This is a genomic window from Paenochrobactrum gallinarii (genome assembly GCF_014205685.1).
GTDB classification, from domain to species: Bacteria; Pseudomonadota; Alphaproteobacteria; order Rhizobiales; family Rhizobiaceae; genus Paenochrobactrum; species Paenochrobactrum gallinarii.
Genome location: NZ_JACIIU010000002.1, coordinates 325,659 through 341,617, shown reverse-complemented (window position 1 = coordinate 341,617; position 15,959 = coordinate 325,659). Strand labels below are relative to the sequence as shown.

Below are 15,959 nucleotides of genomic sequence, written 5' to 3'. Positions count from 1 at the left end.
AAAATAAGAAGCCATCATCGCATAGCTCAAAAATAAGCTGCGTTTTTAATCATTTTTATATCAGGAAAGTCATGGCTGGGGCGCCTGGATTCGAACCAGGGAATGCCGGTACCAAAAACCGGTGCCTTACCGCTTGGCTACGCCCCAACAATTCGCAAATCATTGCGATGCGGTTGGCGAACCTATAGCCGCTTAAAAACCGAAGTGCAATGTGCATATGTCGTTTTCCTGTAAGTTTTTTCACGGAAAACTCAAAAATTAGCAAATCTGTGGAGAGTTCTGGCAAATTTTCGTAACGATTGTGATAAATGTCTGTATTTCAGTCATTTAAGCGATGTTGCTGCGGTATAAATGCTGCCAATATAGCGCAATAATAGTCTGAGTTTGAATCAGTCGTAGCCAATTGTATTTCAGGAGCAGGATGTGGAATCAGTTTCGTCGCAGATGATGATTGCCTTCATATCAGCATTCGTGCTTTGTGCCTGCTTGTTGGGCGCCTTATATTATCTTTTGCCAAGTCATTTTCTGGCGGCTCAAAAGAATGCCCGCTCCAATCACACCATTCCGGCACGCCAGATCGGTGGCCTGGCTCTGGTGCCAACCATATTAATTCTGCTTGCTGTTTTTTATTCTTTTGCCGGTTTAAGTGGCAGGACAGTGGTGTTGCTGGAGGTGAGCGGCTGGCTTTTATGGCTGACGGGGCTGTTGGATGATCGTTATGACATCTCCGTGCGTTTACGCTTGAGTGTGCAACTGCTTGGGGCTGTGCTTGGTATTGCAGCCCTTGGTAATGATTTTCAGCTCTTCACTTTTTTGCCATTTTGGCTTGAATTCGGTCTGCTTGTATTTGTGATGCTCGTTTGGATCAATGTGACCAATTTTATGGATGGTCTTGATCTGATGACTGTGAGTGGTTTGGGAATTCCGGTTTTATGGATTGCTGTCTTTGCCGGCCTTGGTTTGGCTGGCATGAGTGCCGGTTATCTGGCAGCATTAATTGCAGGTGCAATAATGGGTTTTGCGCTTTTTAACCGGCATCCTGCAAAGGTGTTTCTAGGAGATTCCGGTAGCCTGCCTCTCGGTATGTTAAGCTGCTTTGCATTGTTGTTATTTGCACAACAAGCATCTGTTTGGTTGGCGCTTCTTTTGCCGCTTTATTATGTGCTGGATGCGTCGTCAACAATTCTGATGCGCCTGTGTGAGGGCGAGAATATTTTCGTTGCACACTCACGCCACGCTTATCAAAAGGCAAAAAGGGCAGGGCATTCGGTTTGGTCGATCGTGGGCGCAGTTGCCTTATTGAATGTGGCTCTTGGTGTATTCGTGTTTTTAGGGTTACTAAGGCCGCACGCATGGGTTTTGCTCGGCATAACCCTTAGTGGGGTAATAATCTCTAGCGTATTATTGCTGAAATTCAGAACCACACCAACTCAATAGTCCGGCTGTAAAAAAGAGTAAGGGCGCTTAGATAACCTCTGAAGCGCCCCAAGTTAATTACTAAATTTGTTTGACCAAAAACTATACTTCTTCTGTATTTGTTTCTTCTTTAAAGCCTGCTTTATTCATCTTGGCAAAACACCAGACAATGAATGCTATGGCAGCAACGCCCATTAAATAATACCAACCCATTTTATGTTCCCTTATGTTTTTAAGGTATATTGGCAGTATTATTGGGAAAATGTCTAGTTAATAATTACGCCGTCCTCGCAGTCATCATAAGGGATGATGCTGAACAGTACTTCGCGCAAGGTTTCATGGTCATTGGAAGCGATAGCACTATTCAGGCGGTCAAGTGCTTCATAAATATCGATATTTGCTTTTTGACCGCGGGGTGATCGCATGATTTTTGGATGGCGCGTTACTTGCACCAGCTGAGGATCATAAAAAAGTTCTTCAAACATTTTTTCGCCCGGACGAATGCCGGTGACCTCAATGGCGATGTCGCCTTGCGGGTTATTTGTATCTTTTAAAGTCAGACCGGCCAGGAGAATCATATTCTCAGCCAGATCCCTAATACGGATCGGATCGCCCATTTCGAGGAGGATCGTGTCGCCTGTTTGTGCCACACCGCCAGACTGGAGAATAAGTTCTGCCGCCTCCTTGATCGACATGAAATAACGGGTCATTTTTTCATGTGTCAGTGTGACGGGGCCACCCCTTGAAATTTGCTCGCGGAAGAGTGGGACAACAGATCCGTTTGAGCCTAACACATTGCCAAAGCGTACCGAATAGAAGGAACTTTTCGGGTTGGAGATCCGCGCGATTTCACCATATTGATAGATGATCAGCTCTGCCCAGCGTTTTGTTGCACCCATTATGTTGGTCGGACGAACGGCCTTGTCTGATGAAATCAGTACCAGTCGGTCAACTTTGGCGGCAACAGCGGCTTGAGCGATATTAACAGTGCCGATCACATTATTACGCACACCAATGATCGGGTTTTTCTCGACCAGTGGAACATGTTTGTAAGCTGCGCAATGATAAACAATATTGACAGCATGATCGCGAATGGTTTTTTCCACCTCTGCGCGATCAAGAACTGTTCCGAGAACGGGAATGATTTCGCAGAGATTAAGCGCTTGTAAGTGACGCTCCGCTTCGTAAAGCGCAAATTCACTGACTTCGAAAAGAACGAGGCGTTTAGGTGAAAGATTGACAATGGCTTGGCACAATTCGCGACCAATGGAGCCGCCGGCTCCGGTGACCATGATTGTTTTTCCTTGCACAACTTCCGACAGCAGTGCCTGATCCGGCGGCACCGGCGAGCGCCCTAAAAGATCGTCAATCTCAACATTGCGCAATGCGCTGATCAGATATTTACCGGCGGACAGGTCAGCAATGGGAGGTAAAATTCGGGTCTTAACAGTTTGACGCCCCAGTATATTGGCGTATTGACGACGTTCTTCCGCACTTAGGTTGGGATCTGAAATAATAACCTGATCAATGCCGTAATTATCAATCAGCGATGGAATAAGGTCAGGGGCATAAACACGCAGGCCGATGATATCCATGCCAACAGTTGCAGGGTTACTGTCGATAAAGCCATAAACTCTGGTTCGTCCATGGCTACGTAGTGCTGTTGCTAATTGCCGCGCAGCTGCACCGCTGCCAATAATCAATGCCTTGACATAATCATTATGATTATCAGTTGTCCGCTGCAAAATCCATTTAGCGCTGAAACGACTGGACGTGATCAGGACTGTGCTGATGAGCCAATAGAGTAATGGCACGGAACGCGGTGCGCCACGTCCGCCATTTAATTCTGTTAAGAAAATAACTGTTACCCATAAAAGCGCAACGGCACTGGAGGCTTGAAATATCGACCAAATTGCACGTTCCGGCAAGTAACGTATGATGGCGCGATAAAGGCCGTACTTGATGAAAACGGGTAAGGCGATAGCCGGAACAAGAAAAATCAGAAAAAGTTGTGAGTGGTTAGGTTGAAAAAAGAAACTAAAACGTATGGCAAATGCAAGATAAGCGCTGAAAAGTAATAAGATACAGTCAGTAGAAATCAGAATAAGTTGTTTTGTGCGGCGTGGTAATTTCGCAATGTTTTTACATAAGGCCGTTAAGTTTGTGCTCAAAATGTTCCTCTTAAAGAAAAGGCCTTATTCAATTGATGCATGGCCGCTTGTTATTAAATACTTACTTAACCCAAAATGTAATTTCTATACAAATGATGAATGAATATCCCATATTTTATGTGAACGACTCGGTTCAGAAGAACAATTCCTGTTATTGCATAAAATAGCGATACAAATTTTATATAAGTTTTTAAATTATTTTTAAGTTTAAAAAGATGCTGACTAAATTGTAAATTTATAAGGAGTTAAGCGAGAGATTACGGCTTTGAAGGAAGCCGACACAAACCGTTCGGCAGATCAGTTTAAGCGATTACCGCGCCTGAACGAAGTGATAACCATTGTTTCCCGTCAGAATAGGCATGTTGAGCGCCGCCGCTGGCATCACTTACAAAGATTATGGCACCTGCACCTTGCGTTGAGGCGGAGGGTAGGGTTCTGATGGTGATGCTGCCCGTACGGATTGCACCGTCCACATGCAAGCGCGTGCTTGGTGTCATTGCACCAATCATTATATTGCCGCTGCTACGGTCAACACGCATGGCTTCACGCCATTGGCCATTGTCATCGCTGACTTTAACTGAGAAATCTTTGCTGCCGGCAAGTCCCATCTCGGCATGGCCTGTCCAGTTTGATTGAAATAATAAAGAAGCGGTGTCGGCTTCGCCATTTTTGTTGAGTTTTAACTGGTGACCATTACCTGCATGATTGAGCAACGTTGCCGCTGCTGATACGGTGAGGCGGTTGGTTTCATCTGCGCTGGCATGGATGCCAAGCATCTCAATTGAGCTCAGATCAGCGCTCCCACCTGTTTCCTGCCAGTCAGTGCCGTTAAAAATAAGTAGCTTGTTTTCATTTTTGACATAACAAAGCCAGCCCGCTAGCGGAGTGAAATAAGACCAGCTGCCATCGGTAAATGCGGCAAGCTTATGCGTGTGCTCGATCCAGTCGCCACCTGCATTATCTGGTACAATATAACGATCACCTTCTTGAGCTTCAGGATCGGGGTGGGTGTAATCACGAGCGATAACAGCAAGCTGCACAATGGCATCCAGCATCCGCAACGCTTCATTATGAGTGACATGTTTTTGTGCCTGACTTGGCAGGATATAAGGTAGTTTTAAGTGGTTTGTCTGTTCCATGCATCATGCTCCTTTATGCAATGAGGACTGCATCAAGTGTAAGTCAGCTTTGGAAGCGGGGGATAAGATTTCTTGGCCAAGGGACGCTTTTATGATGGGTTTTGCTTAATGTTGATATATAGCTCTTCTGAAATATGAGGAACTTATTAGGATTTCTGGCGGAAAGACGTGAATAAAATGGCTTTGGTTTTTGATACTGATTTTACGCCGGCCTATGGCGAGGCACATGAAGTGTCACCGAATATTTCCAGATTAACGGTCAATAATCCAAGTGCTTTTACCTTTCACGGTACCAATACTTATATTGTCGGTACTGATCATCTGGCCATTATTGATCCGGGGCCGGAAGATGATGCGCATTTCGAAGCTATTTTGAAAGCGGTCAACGGGCGCCCCGTCAGCCATATTCTTGTAAGCCATACGCATCGTGATCATTCGCCTTTGGCTGCGCGTTTAAAACAGGTATTGGGTGCACAAACCGTTGCCGAAGGTGTGCACCGTCCGTCACGCGAATATCATCAGGGCGAGGTCAATATGCTTGATGCAGCCGCGGATACGGATTTCGTGCCGGATATTTTTCTAAAAGACGGTGAAACATTGCAAGGCGATGGCTGGGCGCTGACAGGTATTCATACACCTGGGCATGCAGCAAACCACATGGTGTTTGCACTGGAAAATACCGGAGTTCTATTTTCGGCAGATCATGTGATGGCATGGGCAACGTCGGTGGTAGCGCCTCCCGATGGCTCGATGAGCGATTATATGGCTTCGCTTGATGTGCTGCTTGAGCGGGATGATCAGCTCTATTTGCCCGGACATGGCGGGGCTGTGACTAATCCGGCAGCTTTTTTGCGCGGCCTTCGGATGCATCGCAAAATGCGTGAGAGGGCTATTCTTGAACGTGTCATTACGGGTGACAGGACGATCATGGAAATCGTGCGCGCAATTTACCGCGATATTGATCCGCGCTTGCACGGAGCCGCGGCTTTATCGGTGATGGCGCATATGGAAGATTTGGTTGGTAAAGGTCTCGTGAAAACAGATGGTTATGCCAGCCTTGAAGGCATTTATTCGCCATCTTAATCATCGTTGCAAATTGTGATGACGTAAAAAGCTGTGTTTCATGGAAAATAAAGTGTCTTACCCCCTACTTATAGGGTAAGCAGCCTGTTCGGGAGGCCCCACTTAGATTCTGCGGAGACGATAATATGGATCGTAGCCATTCTGGCGACGCATCAGACAGTGAATTAGACACATCCGAAACGGCGACATTAGAAGCCGTTGAGTTAGAATTTGCTTTGGGCGCACAAGATGTTTTTACCGATGGATTTGACGTGGCTTTGTGCAAGGCCGCGGAGGTCGTCGGTGGCAAAGTATTATTCAATATGCCAGCGGTTGATAATGCAAATGCGCAGCGCATTGCCGCTATCGCTATTTTTGATGGTGTATCAGATCAGGTTTTATTCGTGACATTGCTGAATGACGGCATCACGATGGCGCTCGCGCCGCTGACAGGCGAGAACAAAGTATTTGAAGGTCTTGGCCGCAATTTTGCCGCTGTAATCCGTGGTCTTGATACTGTTTGATTGAGTTTACTGTTTTGCGAGTGGCAAAACAGTATGGCTTGTTTCAACATCTTTCAAACGAACAAATCGCATTCCGCGTTTTTTCAGCTTTAAAATAACGTTTGCGACACATTCACCGCCTTGACTGCTTGGCTGGTTGGCTGGTTGACATGGACGATAATCACATCGCCGTCACGGACGTTCAAAATTCTTTTTTCGGTCGAACCGGCTGAGACCCAAGCACCCATATCCGCATCCAGAGAACCAGCCGTTTTGCTGTCATACATAGTCGGAACGCTGGTAATGGCAGGCACATGCCTGGCCCCGTAATTTTCAATCTGGAAGAGATGAGGATGCGCCGGCATGATATCCATCGCAGGCTGATTATGTTGCAGCCAACGCGATGTGATGAAGAAAGTGACAGCGGTTTTTTCCTCAAACATATTATTGGTTAATTTGTTAGCTTACGCATGTGCGTTCAGCAGACTGGCCGCACCAAGATGGGGCAAAAATAATCAGCCGGCAAAGACAGGTTTGTACATTTTGACTTTTAGGATGAAGGAAAAACAGCCGGATTATGATCCGGCTGTTTTGCATCTCATTATTTAACTGAAGCCTGCGCCGCTGCCAGACGTGCAATCGGCACGCGGAAAGGTGAGCAGGAGACGTAATCAAGGCCGGTCTTCTCGCAGAATGCGATAGATGCAGGATCGCCGCCGTGTTCGCCGCATATGCCGAGCTTGATTTTCGGACGCGCTGTGCGGCCACGCTCAGTAGCAATTTGTACGAGTTCGCCAACACCATCCACATCAAGCGATACGAACGGATCCTGCTCAATCACGCCTTTTTGCTGATAGGCGGTGATAAACGGTGCGGCATCATCGCGTGAAATACCAAATGTAGTCTGTGTCAGATCGTTGGTGCCGAAAGAGAAGAACTCTGCCGATTGAGCAATGTCTGCTGCACGTAGCGCTGCACGTGGCAGTTCGATCATGGTGCCAACCATATAGTCGATTTTGATGCCGGCTTCTTTCATGACGTCTGCAGCAACCGCATCAATGCGGGCTTTGACGAAATCCAACTCGGCTTTGAGGCCGACAAGCGGAACCATCACTTCCGGCACCACAGCTTCGCCGGTTTTTTTGGCGGCTTCTACGGCTGCTTCAAAAATAGCGCGTGCCTGCATTTCAGCAATTTCCGGATAGGAAATGGCAAGACGGCAACCACGGTGACCAAGCATCGGGTTAAATTCGTGCAGGCTTTCGCTGCGTTCACGCAGTAATTCCGGTGAGACATCCATGGCGGTTGCCACTTCGGCAATTTCAGCGTCGGTGCGTGGCAGGAATTCGTGCAATGGCGGGTCGAGCAGGCGAATGGTGACCGGCAAGCCCTTCATGATTTCAAAGATTTCGGCAAAGTCGGCGCGCTGCATTGGCAGAAGTTTTTCCAGAGCTTTGCGGCGGCCTGCTTCATCATTGGAAAGGATCATCTCGCGCATAGCAAGAATGCGCTCACCTTCAAAAAACATGTGTTCTGTGCGGCAAAGGCCGATACCTTCTGCGCCGAATGAGCGGGCGGTACGGGCATCTGCCGGTGTTTCGGCATTGGCACGTACTTTCATGCGACGGGTTTTATCAGCCCATTCCATCAACTGGCCGAAATCGCCGGAAAGCTCCGGCTGAAGCATCGCGACCGAGCCTTTTAAAATCTGGCCGCTGGCACCATCAATAGTGATGATGTCGCCTTTTTTGAAAGTCTGGCCTGCGGCAAGCATGGTGCCGTTGCGATAATCAACACGCAAAGAACCAGCACCCGAAACACAAGGCTTACCCATGCCGCGGGCAACCACAGCCGCATGGCTGGTCATACCGCCGCGGGTGGTTAAAATGCCTTCTGCGGCATGCATACCATGAATATCTTCCGGGCTGGTTTCAATACGTACCAGAATAACTTTGCGACCTTCAGCTTTTGCCTGCTCTGCATCTTCAGATGAGAAGACGATTTCACCGGTGGCAGCACCTGGAGAAGCAGGCAAACCGGCGCCGATGACGTGGCGCGCAGCTTTTGGATCAATGGTTGGATGCAGAAGCTGATCGAGTGATGCCGGATCAATGCGCATCACAGCTTCACTTTGTGTAATCAGGCCTTCTTCAGCCATTTCCACTGCCATTTTAAGGGCGGCTTTGGCGGTGCGCTTGCCGGAGCGGGTTTGCAACATCCACAATTTGCCACGCTCAATGGTAAATTCCAGATCCTGCATATCGCGGTAATGCTGTTCAAGCTTATCGGCGACTGCGATAAAGTCGGCAAACGCTTCGGGCATTACTTTTTCAAGCGATGGCTTATCGGAGCCAGCGGCAATGCGGGCTTCTTCGGTGATGTTTTGTGGTGTGCGGATACCGGCAACCACATCTTCACCCTGTGCATTGACGAGAAACTCGCCGTAGAGCTTCTTTTCGCCGGTGGATGGGTTACGGGTAAAGGCAACGCCGGTGGCGGAACTGTCACCCATATTGCCGAACACCATTGCCTGTACGTTGACGGCGGTGCCCCAGCTTTCCGGAATGGAATGCAGGCGGCGATAGGTGATGGCGCGCGCATTCATCCAGCTGGAGAAAACAGCGCCGACAGCGCCGGAAAGCTGTTGTTTCGGATCTTGCGGGAAAGGTTCGCCCAGCTCTTCCTCAACGGTGGCTTTATATTTGGCGATGACATCTTTCCAGTCGTCAGCGGAAAGGTCAGTGTCGACCTCTGTACCGAGACTTGCTTTTTTGTCTTCGAGAATTTCTTCAAAAAATGCGTGATCAACGCCTAAAACCACATCCGAATACATCTGGATGAAACGGCGATAGCTGTCATAGGCAAAGCGTGCATCATTGGCTTCACGGGCAATGGCTTCAACGGTCTGGTCGTTCAGACCGAGATTGAGGACAGTGTCCATCATACCTGGCATGGAAGCACGGGAACCGGAGCGTACAGAAACGAGCAAAGGTTTGTCCTGATCGCCAAAGCGGCGGCCGGTAATTCTTGCGACTTCCGCCAGAGAATCCTGAATTTGCTGCTCCAGCTCAGGCGGATAGCTGCGATCGTGCGCATAATAATAGGTGCAAACTTCGGTTGTGATGGTAAAACCGGGAGGAACCGGCAAGCCGAGGCTGCACATTTCAGCCAGGTTCGCTCCTTTACCTCCTAGAAGCTCACGGTCTGTTGCCGCTCCTTCTGCTTTTCCGTCTCCGAAATTATATACCCATTTAGCCATTACGACCTCCTATATTCGCTCCGGATGCGCCTGATGCTGCTTACCTTGGATGCCAGGTAACAATGCGTCTTTTGCTTATGTGATCAGAGCCGCTCGTTCCACGATAAAATGCGGTCTGGCTGGAATAGAATCGATTAAATGGCGGAAATGCCGCAAGAAAAAGGCCGTGAAACTGGCTTAACTTGAAAAAACACCAATATTCACGGCCATGTCTCGTCAGGCTTTAAGGAATCGTCAGGCGATTCCCTTGTGCATTAGTAGGGGCTGTCGACATCTCCGGCTTCAACATAGACAGTTTTGATCTGGCTGTAATGTTCCAGTGCCGCCACGCCGTTTTCACGGCCGATGCCGGAACTTTTATAACCACCAAACGGCACTTCGACAGGGGTGAGATTATAGGCGTTGATCCAGCAGGTGCCTGCTTTCAACTGGCCAATCACACGGTGTCCGCGTGCCAGATTTTGGGTGAAAACACCGGCAGCCAATCCAAACTCGGTTGCATTGGCGCGGGCAATCACTTCATCCTCATCTTCAAAAGACAAAATGCTCATGACGGGGCCGAAGATTTCTTCACGCGCGATGGTCATAGTGTCTTGCACATCAGTGAAGATGGTCGGTTGAATATAAAAGCCGCTTTCAAAACCGGCGACTTTGGCCACATCGCCGCCATGAACGAGTTTTGCGCCTTCCGCCTTGCCTTTTTCAATGAAAGATAAAACGCGGTCGAGTTGGGCGCGGCTGATGAGCGGGCCCATCTGGGTTGTTTCATCCAACGGATCACCGAGTTTGATTTTCGCAGTGCGTTCGATCAGGCGGTTTACAAATTGATCATGGATAGTTTTATGAACAAAAACGCGGGTGCCGTTGGAGCAGACCTGTCCGGTGGAGTAGAAATTGCCGAGCATGGCGCCGCCGATGGCGTTTTCAATATCAGCATCATCAAAGACGATAAGCGGAGACTTACCGCCCAGTTCCATGGTTGCATGTTTGAGATGGCTACCCGCCTGTGCCATGATTTTGCGCCCTGTTGGCACCGAGCCGGTGAGTGACACTTTTGCGGTTGCCGGATGGTCGATCAACGCAGCACCCACATCACCAAAGCCTTGTACCACATTGAAAAGACCGGCAGGCAAGCCGGCTTCATGGTAGATTTCAGCGAGTGCCAAAGCAGTCAGCGGCGTGTTTTCTGATGGCTTGAAGATAAAGGCATTGCCCATGGCAAGGGCGGGCGCGGATTTCCATGCTGCGATCTGGATCGGGTAATTCCACGCGCCAATACCAACACATACGCCCAAGGCTTCGCGCTTTGTATAAGCGAAGGAGCCGCCGAGATCGACAAATTCGCCGTTAAAAGATCCAATCGCACCGCTTAAAAACTCAAGCGCATCGGCAGCTGATGCGGCATCTGCCACCAGTGTTTCCTGAATGGCTTTACCGGTATTGAGTGTTTCAAGCCTCGAGAGCTCTTCGTTTTTCGCGCGTAACAATTCGGCGGCGCGCATTAAAATGCGGCCACGTTCCACCGGCTTTTTTGCAGCCCATTCAACTTGGGCTTTGGCGGCGCTTTGCATCGCTTGTTCAATAATGGCCGGGGTGGCACTGCGCAATTGCGCAATCACTTCACCGGTTGCCGGATAAAGCACATTAAGCTCGCGACCATCATGGTCTTCTACGAACTGACCGCCAATGAAATGGGAGGCTTTAGGTTGGGCTTTCATCAAAGAAACTCCTTTATTCTTAACGGTCTGAAACTTGCCAGCGTGGATTGATCCACGGCTGTTTGTTGGAGCGGGGCAGCATATCATGCCCTAAAATATGATCGGCGGCTTTTTCGCCGGTCATGATGGAAGGGGAATTGAGATTGCCATTGGTAATACGCGGGAAGATTGACGAATCCGCGACACGTAAATTTTCAACGCCGATGACGCGGCATTCAGGGTCAACAACTGCCATCGGATCATCAGCGGCACCCATTTTACAGGTGCCGCATGGATGGAAGGCGCTTTCCGCATGGTCGCGGATGAAGTCATCCAGCTCGTCATCTGTTTGCACATGTTTGCCCGGTTGAATTTCTTCGCCACGATAGGGATCAAAAGCATGCTGGCCAAAAATCTCGCGGGTGAGGCGGATGCAGTGGCGGAAATCTGCCCAATCATCGGGGTGTGACATATAATTAAACAGAATTTTCGGCTTGTCGCGCGGATCATCAGAGCGAAGCGTAACGCTCCCACGTGATTTGGAGCGCATCGGCCCGACATGCGCCTGAAAGCCATGCCCTTCCGCAGCCGCTTTACCATCATAGCGGATAGCGGCTGGCAGGAAATGATATTGAATATCAGGATATTCAACACCGGCTTTTGAGCGCAAAAAGGCAGCGCTTTCAAAATGATTGCTGGCACCGTCACCGGATTTGAAAAACAACCACTGCGCGCCGATCATGGCTTTTGAAATGAGATTAAGCTTGGAATGAAGCGTTATCGGCTGCACGCAAGATTGCTGGATATAAAGCTCCATATGGTCTTGCAGATTTTGACCAACGCCCTGGCGGTCGGCAACAACCGGAATGTTGAACTGCGCCAGATGCTCAGCCGGACCAATGCCGGAAAGCATCAGAAGTTTGGGTGAGTTGATCGAGGAGGCGGCAATGATGACCTCGCGTCTGGCGCGGATGGTGCGAATGACATTGCCGTTTTCAATCTCCACGCCGGTGGCGCGTTGATTCTCGATGACAACTTTACGAGCCAAGCCTTTGACGAGGGTTACGTTTTTACGTTTCAACGCTGGTTTCAAATAAGCATTGGCAGCAGACCAGCGACGTCCTTGATGGATGGTTTGTTCCATCTGGCCGAAGCCTTCCTGCTTCTCGCCATTATAATCATCGGTTAGTTCAAAGCCTGCCTGCCGGCCTGCTGCAATAAAAGCCTGATAAAGCGGATTGCGGCTTTTGCCGCGTTGCACATGCAAAGGGCCTTTCTTGCCGCGCCAGCCATCCTGATCAGCAAAGGCGACTTGTTCCATCTTTTGGAAATAGGGCAGCACATCGGCATATGACCAGCCATTTGCACCATTTTCTGCCCAATGATCAAAGTCGCGTGCGTGACCGCGTACATAAACCATGCCATTGATGGAAGAGGAGCCGCCGATCACTTTTCCGCGCGGTGTCACCAGTTGACGGCCATTTAAATGTGGTTCCGGCTCGGTTGAAAAGCGCCAGTCATAGGTTGCCATATTCATCGGAAAAGAAAGGGCTGCCGGCATCTGAATGAGGGGGCCAAAATCAGCGCCGCCTGCTTCAATAATAATCACGCTATGTTTGCCATCTTCCGACAGGCGATTGCTAAGCGCAGAACCTGCGGAGCCAGAGCCGATAATGACAAAATCTGCTTCTAAATTTGCGGACATAAACTCTAACAACCTGTTGTTTTGAGCAAAAGCTGGCTGTTGATGTAATCCTCAACCAGCATGGTTGCCGTTGTCGCTCTTTCTGCATCGGATTTATTTGTACCAAGGGCATGACGGATATAAAGGCCGTCGATCAAAGCGCCTGCACCTTTGGCGATATGGCGCGCTTTGTCACGCGATGTCAGAGCGGTTAAATCATGCATCAGATTGGAATGCAGACGGCTTGCATAAATCTTGAGAAGCCGTCGCATGTCATCGGAGCGCTGTGCATGGACGTAGAAGGTCAGCCATGCAGCAATCGTGCTGGGACTGAACTGAGATGATGAAAAATTCACCTCGATAATAGCTGATAGCCGTGCGCGCGGGCCGTCAGCCTGACGCAAGCCCTGTGCGCTCAATTCATGCAATTCGCGCAGCAAATGGCGCATGGTTTCAAGGATCAGATGTTCTTTGCTGCCGAAATAATGATGCGCGAGTGCGGATGAAACACCTGCCTGTTTGGCAATTTGCGCAACGGTAACATCAAGCGAGCCGTGTTCGCCGATCGTGCGGATAGCAGCACTGATCAGATCGCTTTTGCGCTGTTGTTCCATTCCGATTTTAGGCATCACATATTCCGTTATTTTGATCCTGACAGGCTTAATATAGTTTTGATTGACTGATCAATCAATAAAAATCTAACGGCATATTATGGCGCACCATTGCGGCTCCCTTAATCTAGGGCGTGCTTTTTGTTTTATTAAAGCGTATGAGCTGCATAAGATCATATGCAGTAACAGGAGTGATGTCTGGCTATGGTGAGCAATCCGGTTTTGGTTGAAGTGACACGTGGCAATGTCGTGGAAAGCCGCCATCGTGGCGCAATGTCGATCTTTGATGGCGATGGCCGTCAGGTGTTTTCAATTGGAGATGTCGAGCGCCTGACATTCCCTCGCTCTGCGATCAAATCCATTCAGGCTTTGCCGCTGGTGGAATCGGGTGCTGCTGATGCATTCGGCTTTGAAGATGCTGATCTGGCAATGGCTTGCGCATCCCATTCCGGCGAGCCGGAACATGTGGCGCGAGCCGAATTGATGCTGAAAAAGGCCGGTCTTGATGCGTCAGCACTTGAATGCGGCAGCCACTGGCCAACGCAGCAGCCGGTGCTGATTGATCTGGCTAAATCCGGCAAAGAGCCAACTGCTTTGCATAATAACTGCTCTGGCAAACATGCGGGCTTTTTGGCCACTTGCATGCATTGCGGCATGCAGACCAAAGGCTATGTGGCACAAGGTTCAGAAATTCAGGACACAGTTCGCGATGTAATGCAGTCCGTCACCGGTGCCCGGCATAGTCTTGATCATTGCGGCACGGATGGTTGTTCGATCCCGACTTACGCCATTCCTTTGTCTGATCTGGCCAATGGTTTTGCTAAAATGGCAACGGGTAATGGCCTTGAGCCATTGCGTGCAAATGCTGCAAAGCGCTTGATCAATGCCTGCATGGCCGAGCCTTATTATGTGGCGGGCAGCCGCCGTGCCTGCACCGAGTTGATGCAACTCGCCCCGGGTCGTATTTTTGTTAAAACCGGTGCAGAAGCCGTATTCTGTGGTGCTGTGCCGGAATTAGGCATTGGCTTTGCGCTGAAATGCGATGATGGCGGCACCCGCGCATCAGAAGCGATGGTCATTTCGCTGTTGTCGCGTCTTTTTGCCAAAGATCAGGAATTGTCTGCCAAGCTTGCAGCTATGGCAAATAAGGAACTGAAAAACTGGAATGGTATTTCTTTGGGCTATGTACGCCCGACGGAACTGATCAGCGCTGCGAATATCATCTAATCAATAATCAGAGCGGGTTTGATAAAGCCCGCTCTGATTTTATGGCTTATAGCCAGCCTTTACGGCGGAAGAAGTAAAGCGGGACGAGCGCGGAAGCGACCATAAAGCCCAAAGCCATCGGATAGCCCCAAGGTGAGTTCAGCTCCGGCATGAAGCTGAAATTCATCCCGTAAATCGACGCAACCAATGTTGGCGGCATGAAACCGACGGCTGCGACCGAGAAAATTTTGATAATCGCATTTTGCTCAATCGAAATTAGTCCGACAATGGTGTCGAGCAGAAATGTGACCTTATTGGCCAGAAAGTCTACATAATTGGTCAGCGATTGTACGTCGCGTTCCAGCGATTTGACCTGTGCGCGGCTGTCTTTCTTGGCGCCTGTATCGGACAGATTAGCGGTAAGATAGACAAGCATGCGGCCAAGCCCTGCCAGGCTTTCACGCACGCGTGATAAAAACGATCCCTGCGCCCCGATTTGTGTCAGGATATGCCGGAAATCGGCTGTTGACATCGGACGAACATCGCTTGGGCGGCGATAGATCGAGTGGGATGCCGCATCAATCTTGCCTGAGACACTTTCCAGAATATCGGCTATCCTGTTGGTTGTCGCTTCCAGAATACCGAGCATCACCGCATGACCGTTGGCCTTGGTGGTAATAAGCCCGTTGGCTGGTTTCATTGCACGCGACACATAGGTGCTGATGGATTTAGGATCGGAATAGCGCACAGTAATCAGCATTTTCTGATGAATAATAAATGTTACCGGCGCCAGCTCACGGTGATCCTGATCGACCGTGTGCAAGATAGGGGCTGTCAGATATTGCGCTCCGCTTTCAGTGTAGAAACGGTTGGATTCCTCAATCTCGGCCATGTCGTCATGGGTGGGGATGGAAATGCCGGTCAGATGCTCGACGATTTTATCTTCATTGACGCCTGGAGAAATCAAATCAATCCAGATGATGTTATCCGGAAGGCGCTCACCATTATCCAGTTCGTAATTTTCCAGATGATCGCCAACCAATGTATAATATTTAATCATAAAGCGTCCTGAATGAATCATTTCGTAAGTGTGCTGATTATTTCAGCGCATGCGCATGATTGCCAGTTTAAATGCCCTTCTGTGTCGTTTGAAAGACTAAAAGCTCAATTGCAGTATAAATGCAGTGAAGGTGCTAGCCTTGTTTGAGATA

At 49.3% G+C, this 15,959-nt stretch carries 12 protein-coding genes and 1 tRNA gene; 4 read left to right on the top strand and 9 right to left on the bottom strand.

All coding sequences use genetic code 11. From position 1 onward, the window contains the following. Positions 1-72 precede the first annotated feature (72 nt). Positions 73-147: transfer RNA gene (locus FHS77_RS04335), tRNA-Gln, on the bottom strand. 276 nt (positions 148-423) lie between these two features. Here FHS77_RS04335 and FHS77_RS04330 point away from each other — a divergent pair. Next, a complete protein-coding gene (locus FHS77_RS04330) occupies positions 424-1,437 on the top strand; it encodes an MraY family glycosyltransferase (RefSeq protein WP_184220492.1) in 1,014 nt (337 codons plus the stop codon). 245 nt (positions 1,438-1,682) lie between these two features. Here FHS77_RS04330 and FHS77_RS04325 read toward each other — a convergent pair whose 3' ends face one another. Further along, a complete protein-coding gene (locus FHS77_RS04325) occupies positions 1,683-3,587 on the bottom strand; it encodes a polysaccharide biosynthesis protein (protein ID WP_210307021.1) in 1,905 nt (634 codons plus the stop codon). A 302-nt stretch (positions 3,588-3,889) separates the two neighbouring features. Next, entirely contained in the window at positions 3,890-4,726 is an 837-nt protein-coding gene (locus FHS77_RS04320; RefSeq protein WP_184220489.1) for a DUF2793 domain-containing protein, read from the bottom strand. Between the two features lie 177 nt (positions 4,727-4,903). Here FHS77_RS04320 and FHS77_RS04315 point away from each other — a divergent pair, with 177 nt between their 5' ends. Further along, positions 4,904-5,809, top strand: a complete 906-nt coding sequence (locus FHS77_RS04315) for an MBL fold metallo-hydrolase (RefSeq protein ID WP_184220640.1) — start codon at positions 4,904-4,906, stop codon at positions 5,807-5,809. Positions 5,810-5,934: 125 nt separating this feature from the next. Then, complete coding sequence (locus tag FHS77_RS04310) at positions 5,935-6,312, top strand: hypothetical protein (RefSeq protein ID WP_210307032.1); 378 nt, start codon at positions 5,935-5,937, stop codon at positions 6,310-6,312. A gap of 89 nt (positions 6,313-6,401) precedes the next feature. Here FHS77_RS04310 and FHS77_RS16205 read toward each other — a convergent pair whose 3' ends face one another. The 5 genes from FHS77_RS16205 to betI form a co-directional block, all read right to left on the bottom strand. Then, a complete protein-coding gene (locus FHS77_RS16205) occupies positions 6,402-6,734 on the bottom strand; it encodes a polysaccharide deacetylase family protein (RefSeq protein ID WP_246431213.1) in 333 nt (110 codons plus the stop codon). A 158-nt stretch (positions 6,735-6,892) separates the two neighbouring features. Continuing rightward, on the bottom strand, positions 6,893-9,550 hold the full coding sequence (gene ppdK, locus FHS77_RS04300; RefSeq protein ID WP_184220486.1) for a pyruvate, phosphate dikinase: 2,658 nt from the start codon (positions 9,548-9,550) through the stop codon (positions 6,893-6,895). 254 nt (positions 9,551-9,804) lie between these two features. Then, the gene (gene betB / locus FHS77_RS04295) at positions 9,805-11,268 is read right to left on the bottom strand and encodes a betaine-aldehyde dehydrogenase (protein ID WP_184220483.1); all 1,464 of its coding nucleotides are present in this window, start codon (positions 11,266-11,268) and stop codon (positions 9,805-9,807) included. Positions 11,269-11,287: 19 nt separating this feature from the next. After that, positions 11,288-12,952 carry a choline dehydrogenase gene (gene betA, locus FHS77_RS04290; RefSeq protein ID WP_184220481.1) on the bottom strand — a complete coding sequence of 555 codons (1,665 nt, stop codon included), beginning with the start codon at positions 12,950-12,952 and terminating at the stop codon, positions 11,288-11,290. A 5-nt stretch (positions 12,953-12,957) separates the two neighbouring features. Next, positions 12,958-13,560, bottom strand: coding sequence for a transcriptional regulator BetI (betI, locus tag FHS77_RS04285; RefSeq protein WP_184220478.1), 603 nt, complete (start codon positions 13,558-13,560; stop codon positions 12,958-12,960). A gap of 186 nt (positions 13,561-13,746) precedes the next feature. On the opposite strand from betI, the gene FHS77_RS04280 reads away from it, so the two are divergent. Beyond that, a complete protein-coding gene (locus FHS77_RS04280) occupies positions 13,747-14,769 on the top strand; it encodes an asparaginase (RefSeq protein WP_184220475.1) in 1,023 nt (340 codons plus the stop codon). Between the two features lie 46 nt (positions 14,770-14,815). Here FHS77_RS04280 and FHS77_RS04275 read toward each other — a convergent pair whose 3' ends face one another. Next, complete coding sequence (locus FHS77_RS04275; protein WP_184220472.1) at positions 14,816-15,808, bottom strand: magnesium transporter CorA family protein; 993 nt, start codon at positions 15,806-15,808, stop codon at positions 14,816-14,818. Between the last annotated feature and the right edge of the window lie 151 nt (positions 15,809-15,959).

What these genes read in the sequence shown, in the direction of transcription:
- betB (WP_184220483.1), bottom strand. Translation starts at nt 11,268, where the DNA reads ATGAAAGCCCAACCTAAAGCCTCCCATTTCATTGGCGGTCAGTTCGTA.
- FHS77_RS04320 (WP_184220489.1), bottom strand. Translation starts at nt 4,726, where the DNA reads ATGGAACAGACAAACCACTTAAAACTACCTTATATCCTGCCAAGTCAG.
- betI (WP_184220478.1), bottom strand. Translation starts at nt 13,560, where the DNA reads ATGCCTAAAATCGGAATGGAACAACAGCGCAAAAGCGATCTGATCAGT.
- betA (WP_184220481.1), bottom strand. Translation starts at nt 12,952, where the DNA reads ATGTCCGCAAATTTAGAAGCAGATTTTGTCATTATCGGCTCTGGCTCC.
- FHS77_RS04275 (WP_184220472.1), bottom strand. Translation starts at nt 15,808, where the DNA reads ATGATTAAATATTATACATTGGTTGGCGATCATCTGGAAAATTACGAA.
- FHS77_RS04315 (WP_184220640.1), top strand. Translation starts at nt 4,904, where the DNA reads ATGGCTTTGGTTTTTGATACTGATTTTACGCCGGCCTATGGCGAGGCA.
- ppdK (WP_184220486.1), bottom strand. Translation starts at nt 9,550, where the DNA reads ATGGCTAAATGGGTATATAATTTCGGAGACGGAAAAGCAGAAGGAGCG.
- FHS77_RS04310 (WP_210307032.1), top strand. Translation starts at nt 5,935, where the DNA reads ATGGATCGTAGCCATTCTGGCGACGCATCAGACAGTGAATTAGACACA.
- FHS77_RS16205 (WP_246431213.1), bottom strand. Translation starts at nt 6,734, where the DNA reads ATGTTTGAGGAAAAAACCGCTGTCACTTTCTTCATCACATCGCGTTGG.
- FHS77_RS04280 (WP_184220475.1), top strand. Translation starts at nt 13,747, where the DNA reads ATGGTGAGCAATCCGGTTTTGGTTGAAGTGACACGTGGCAATGTCGTG.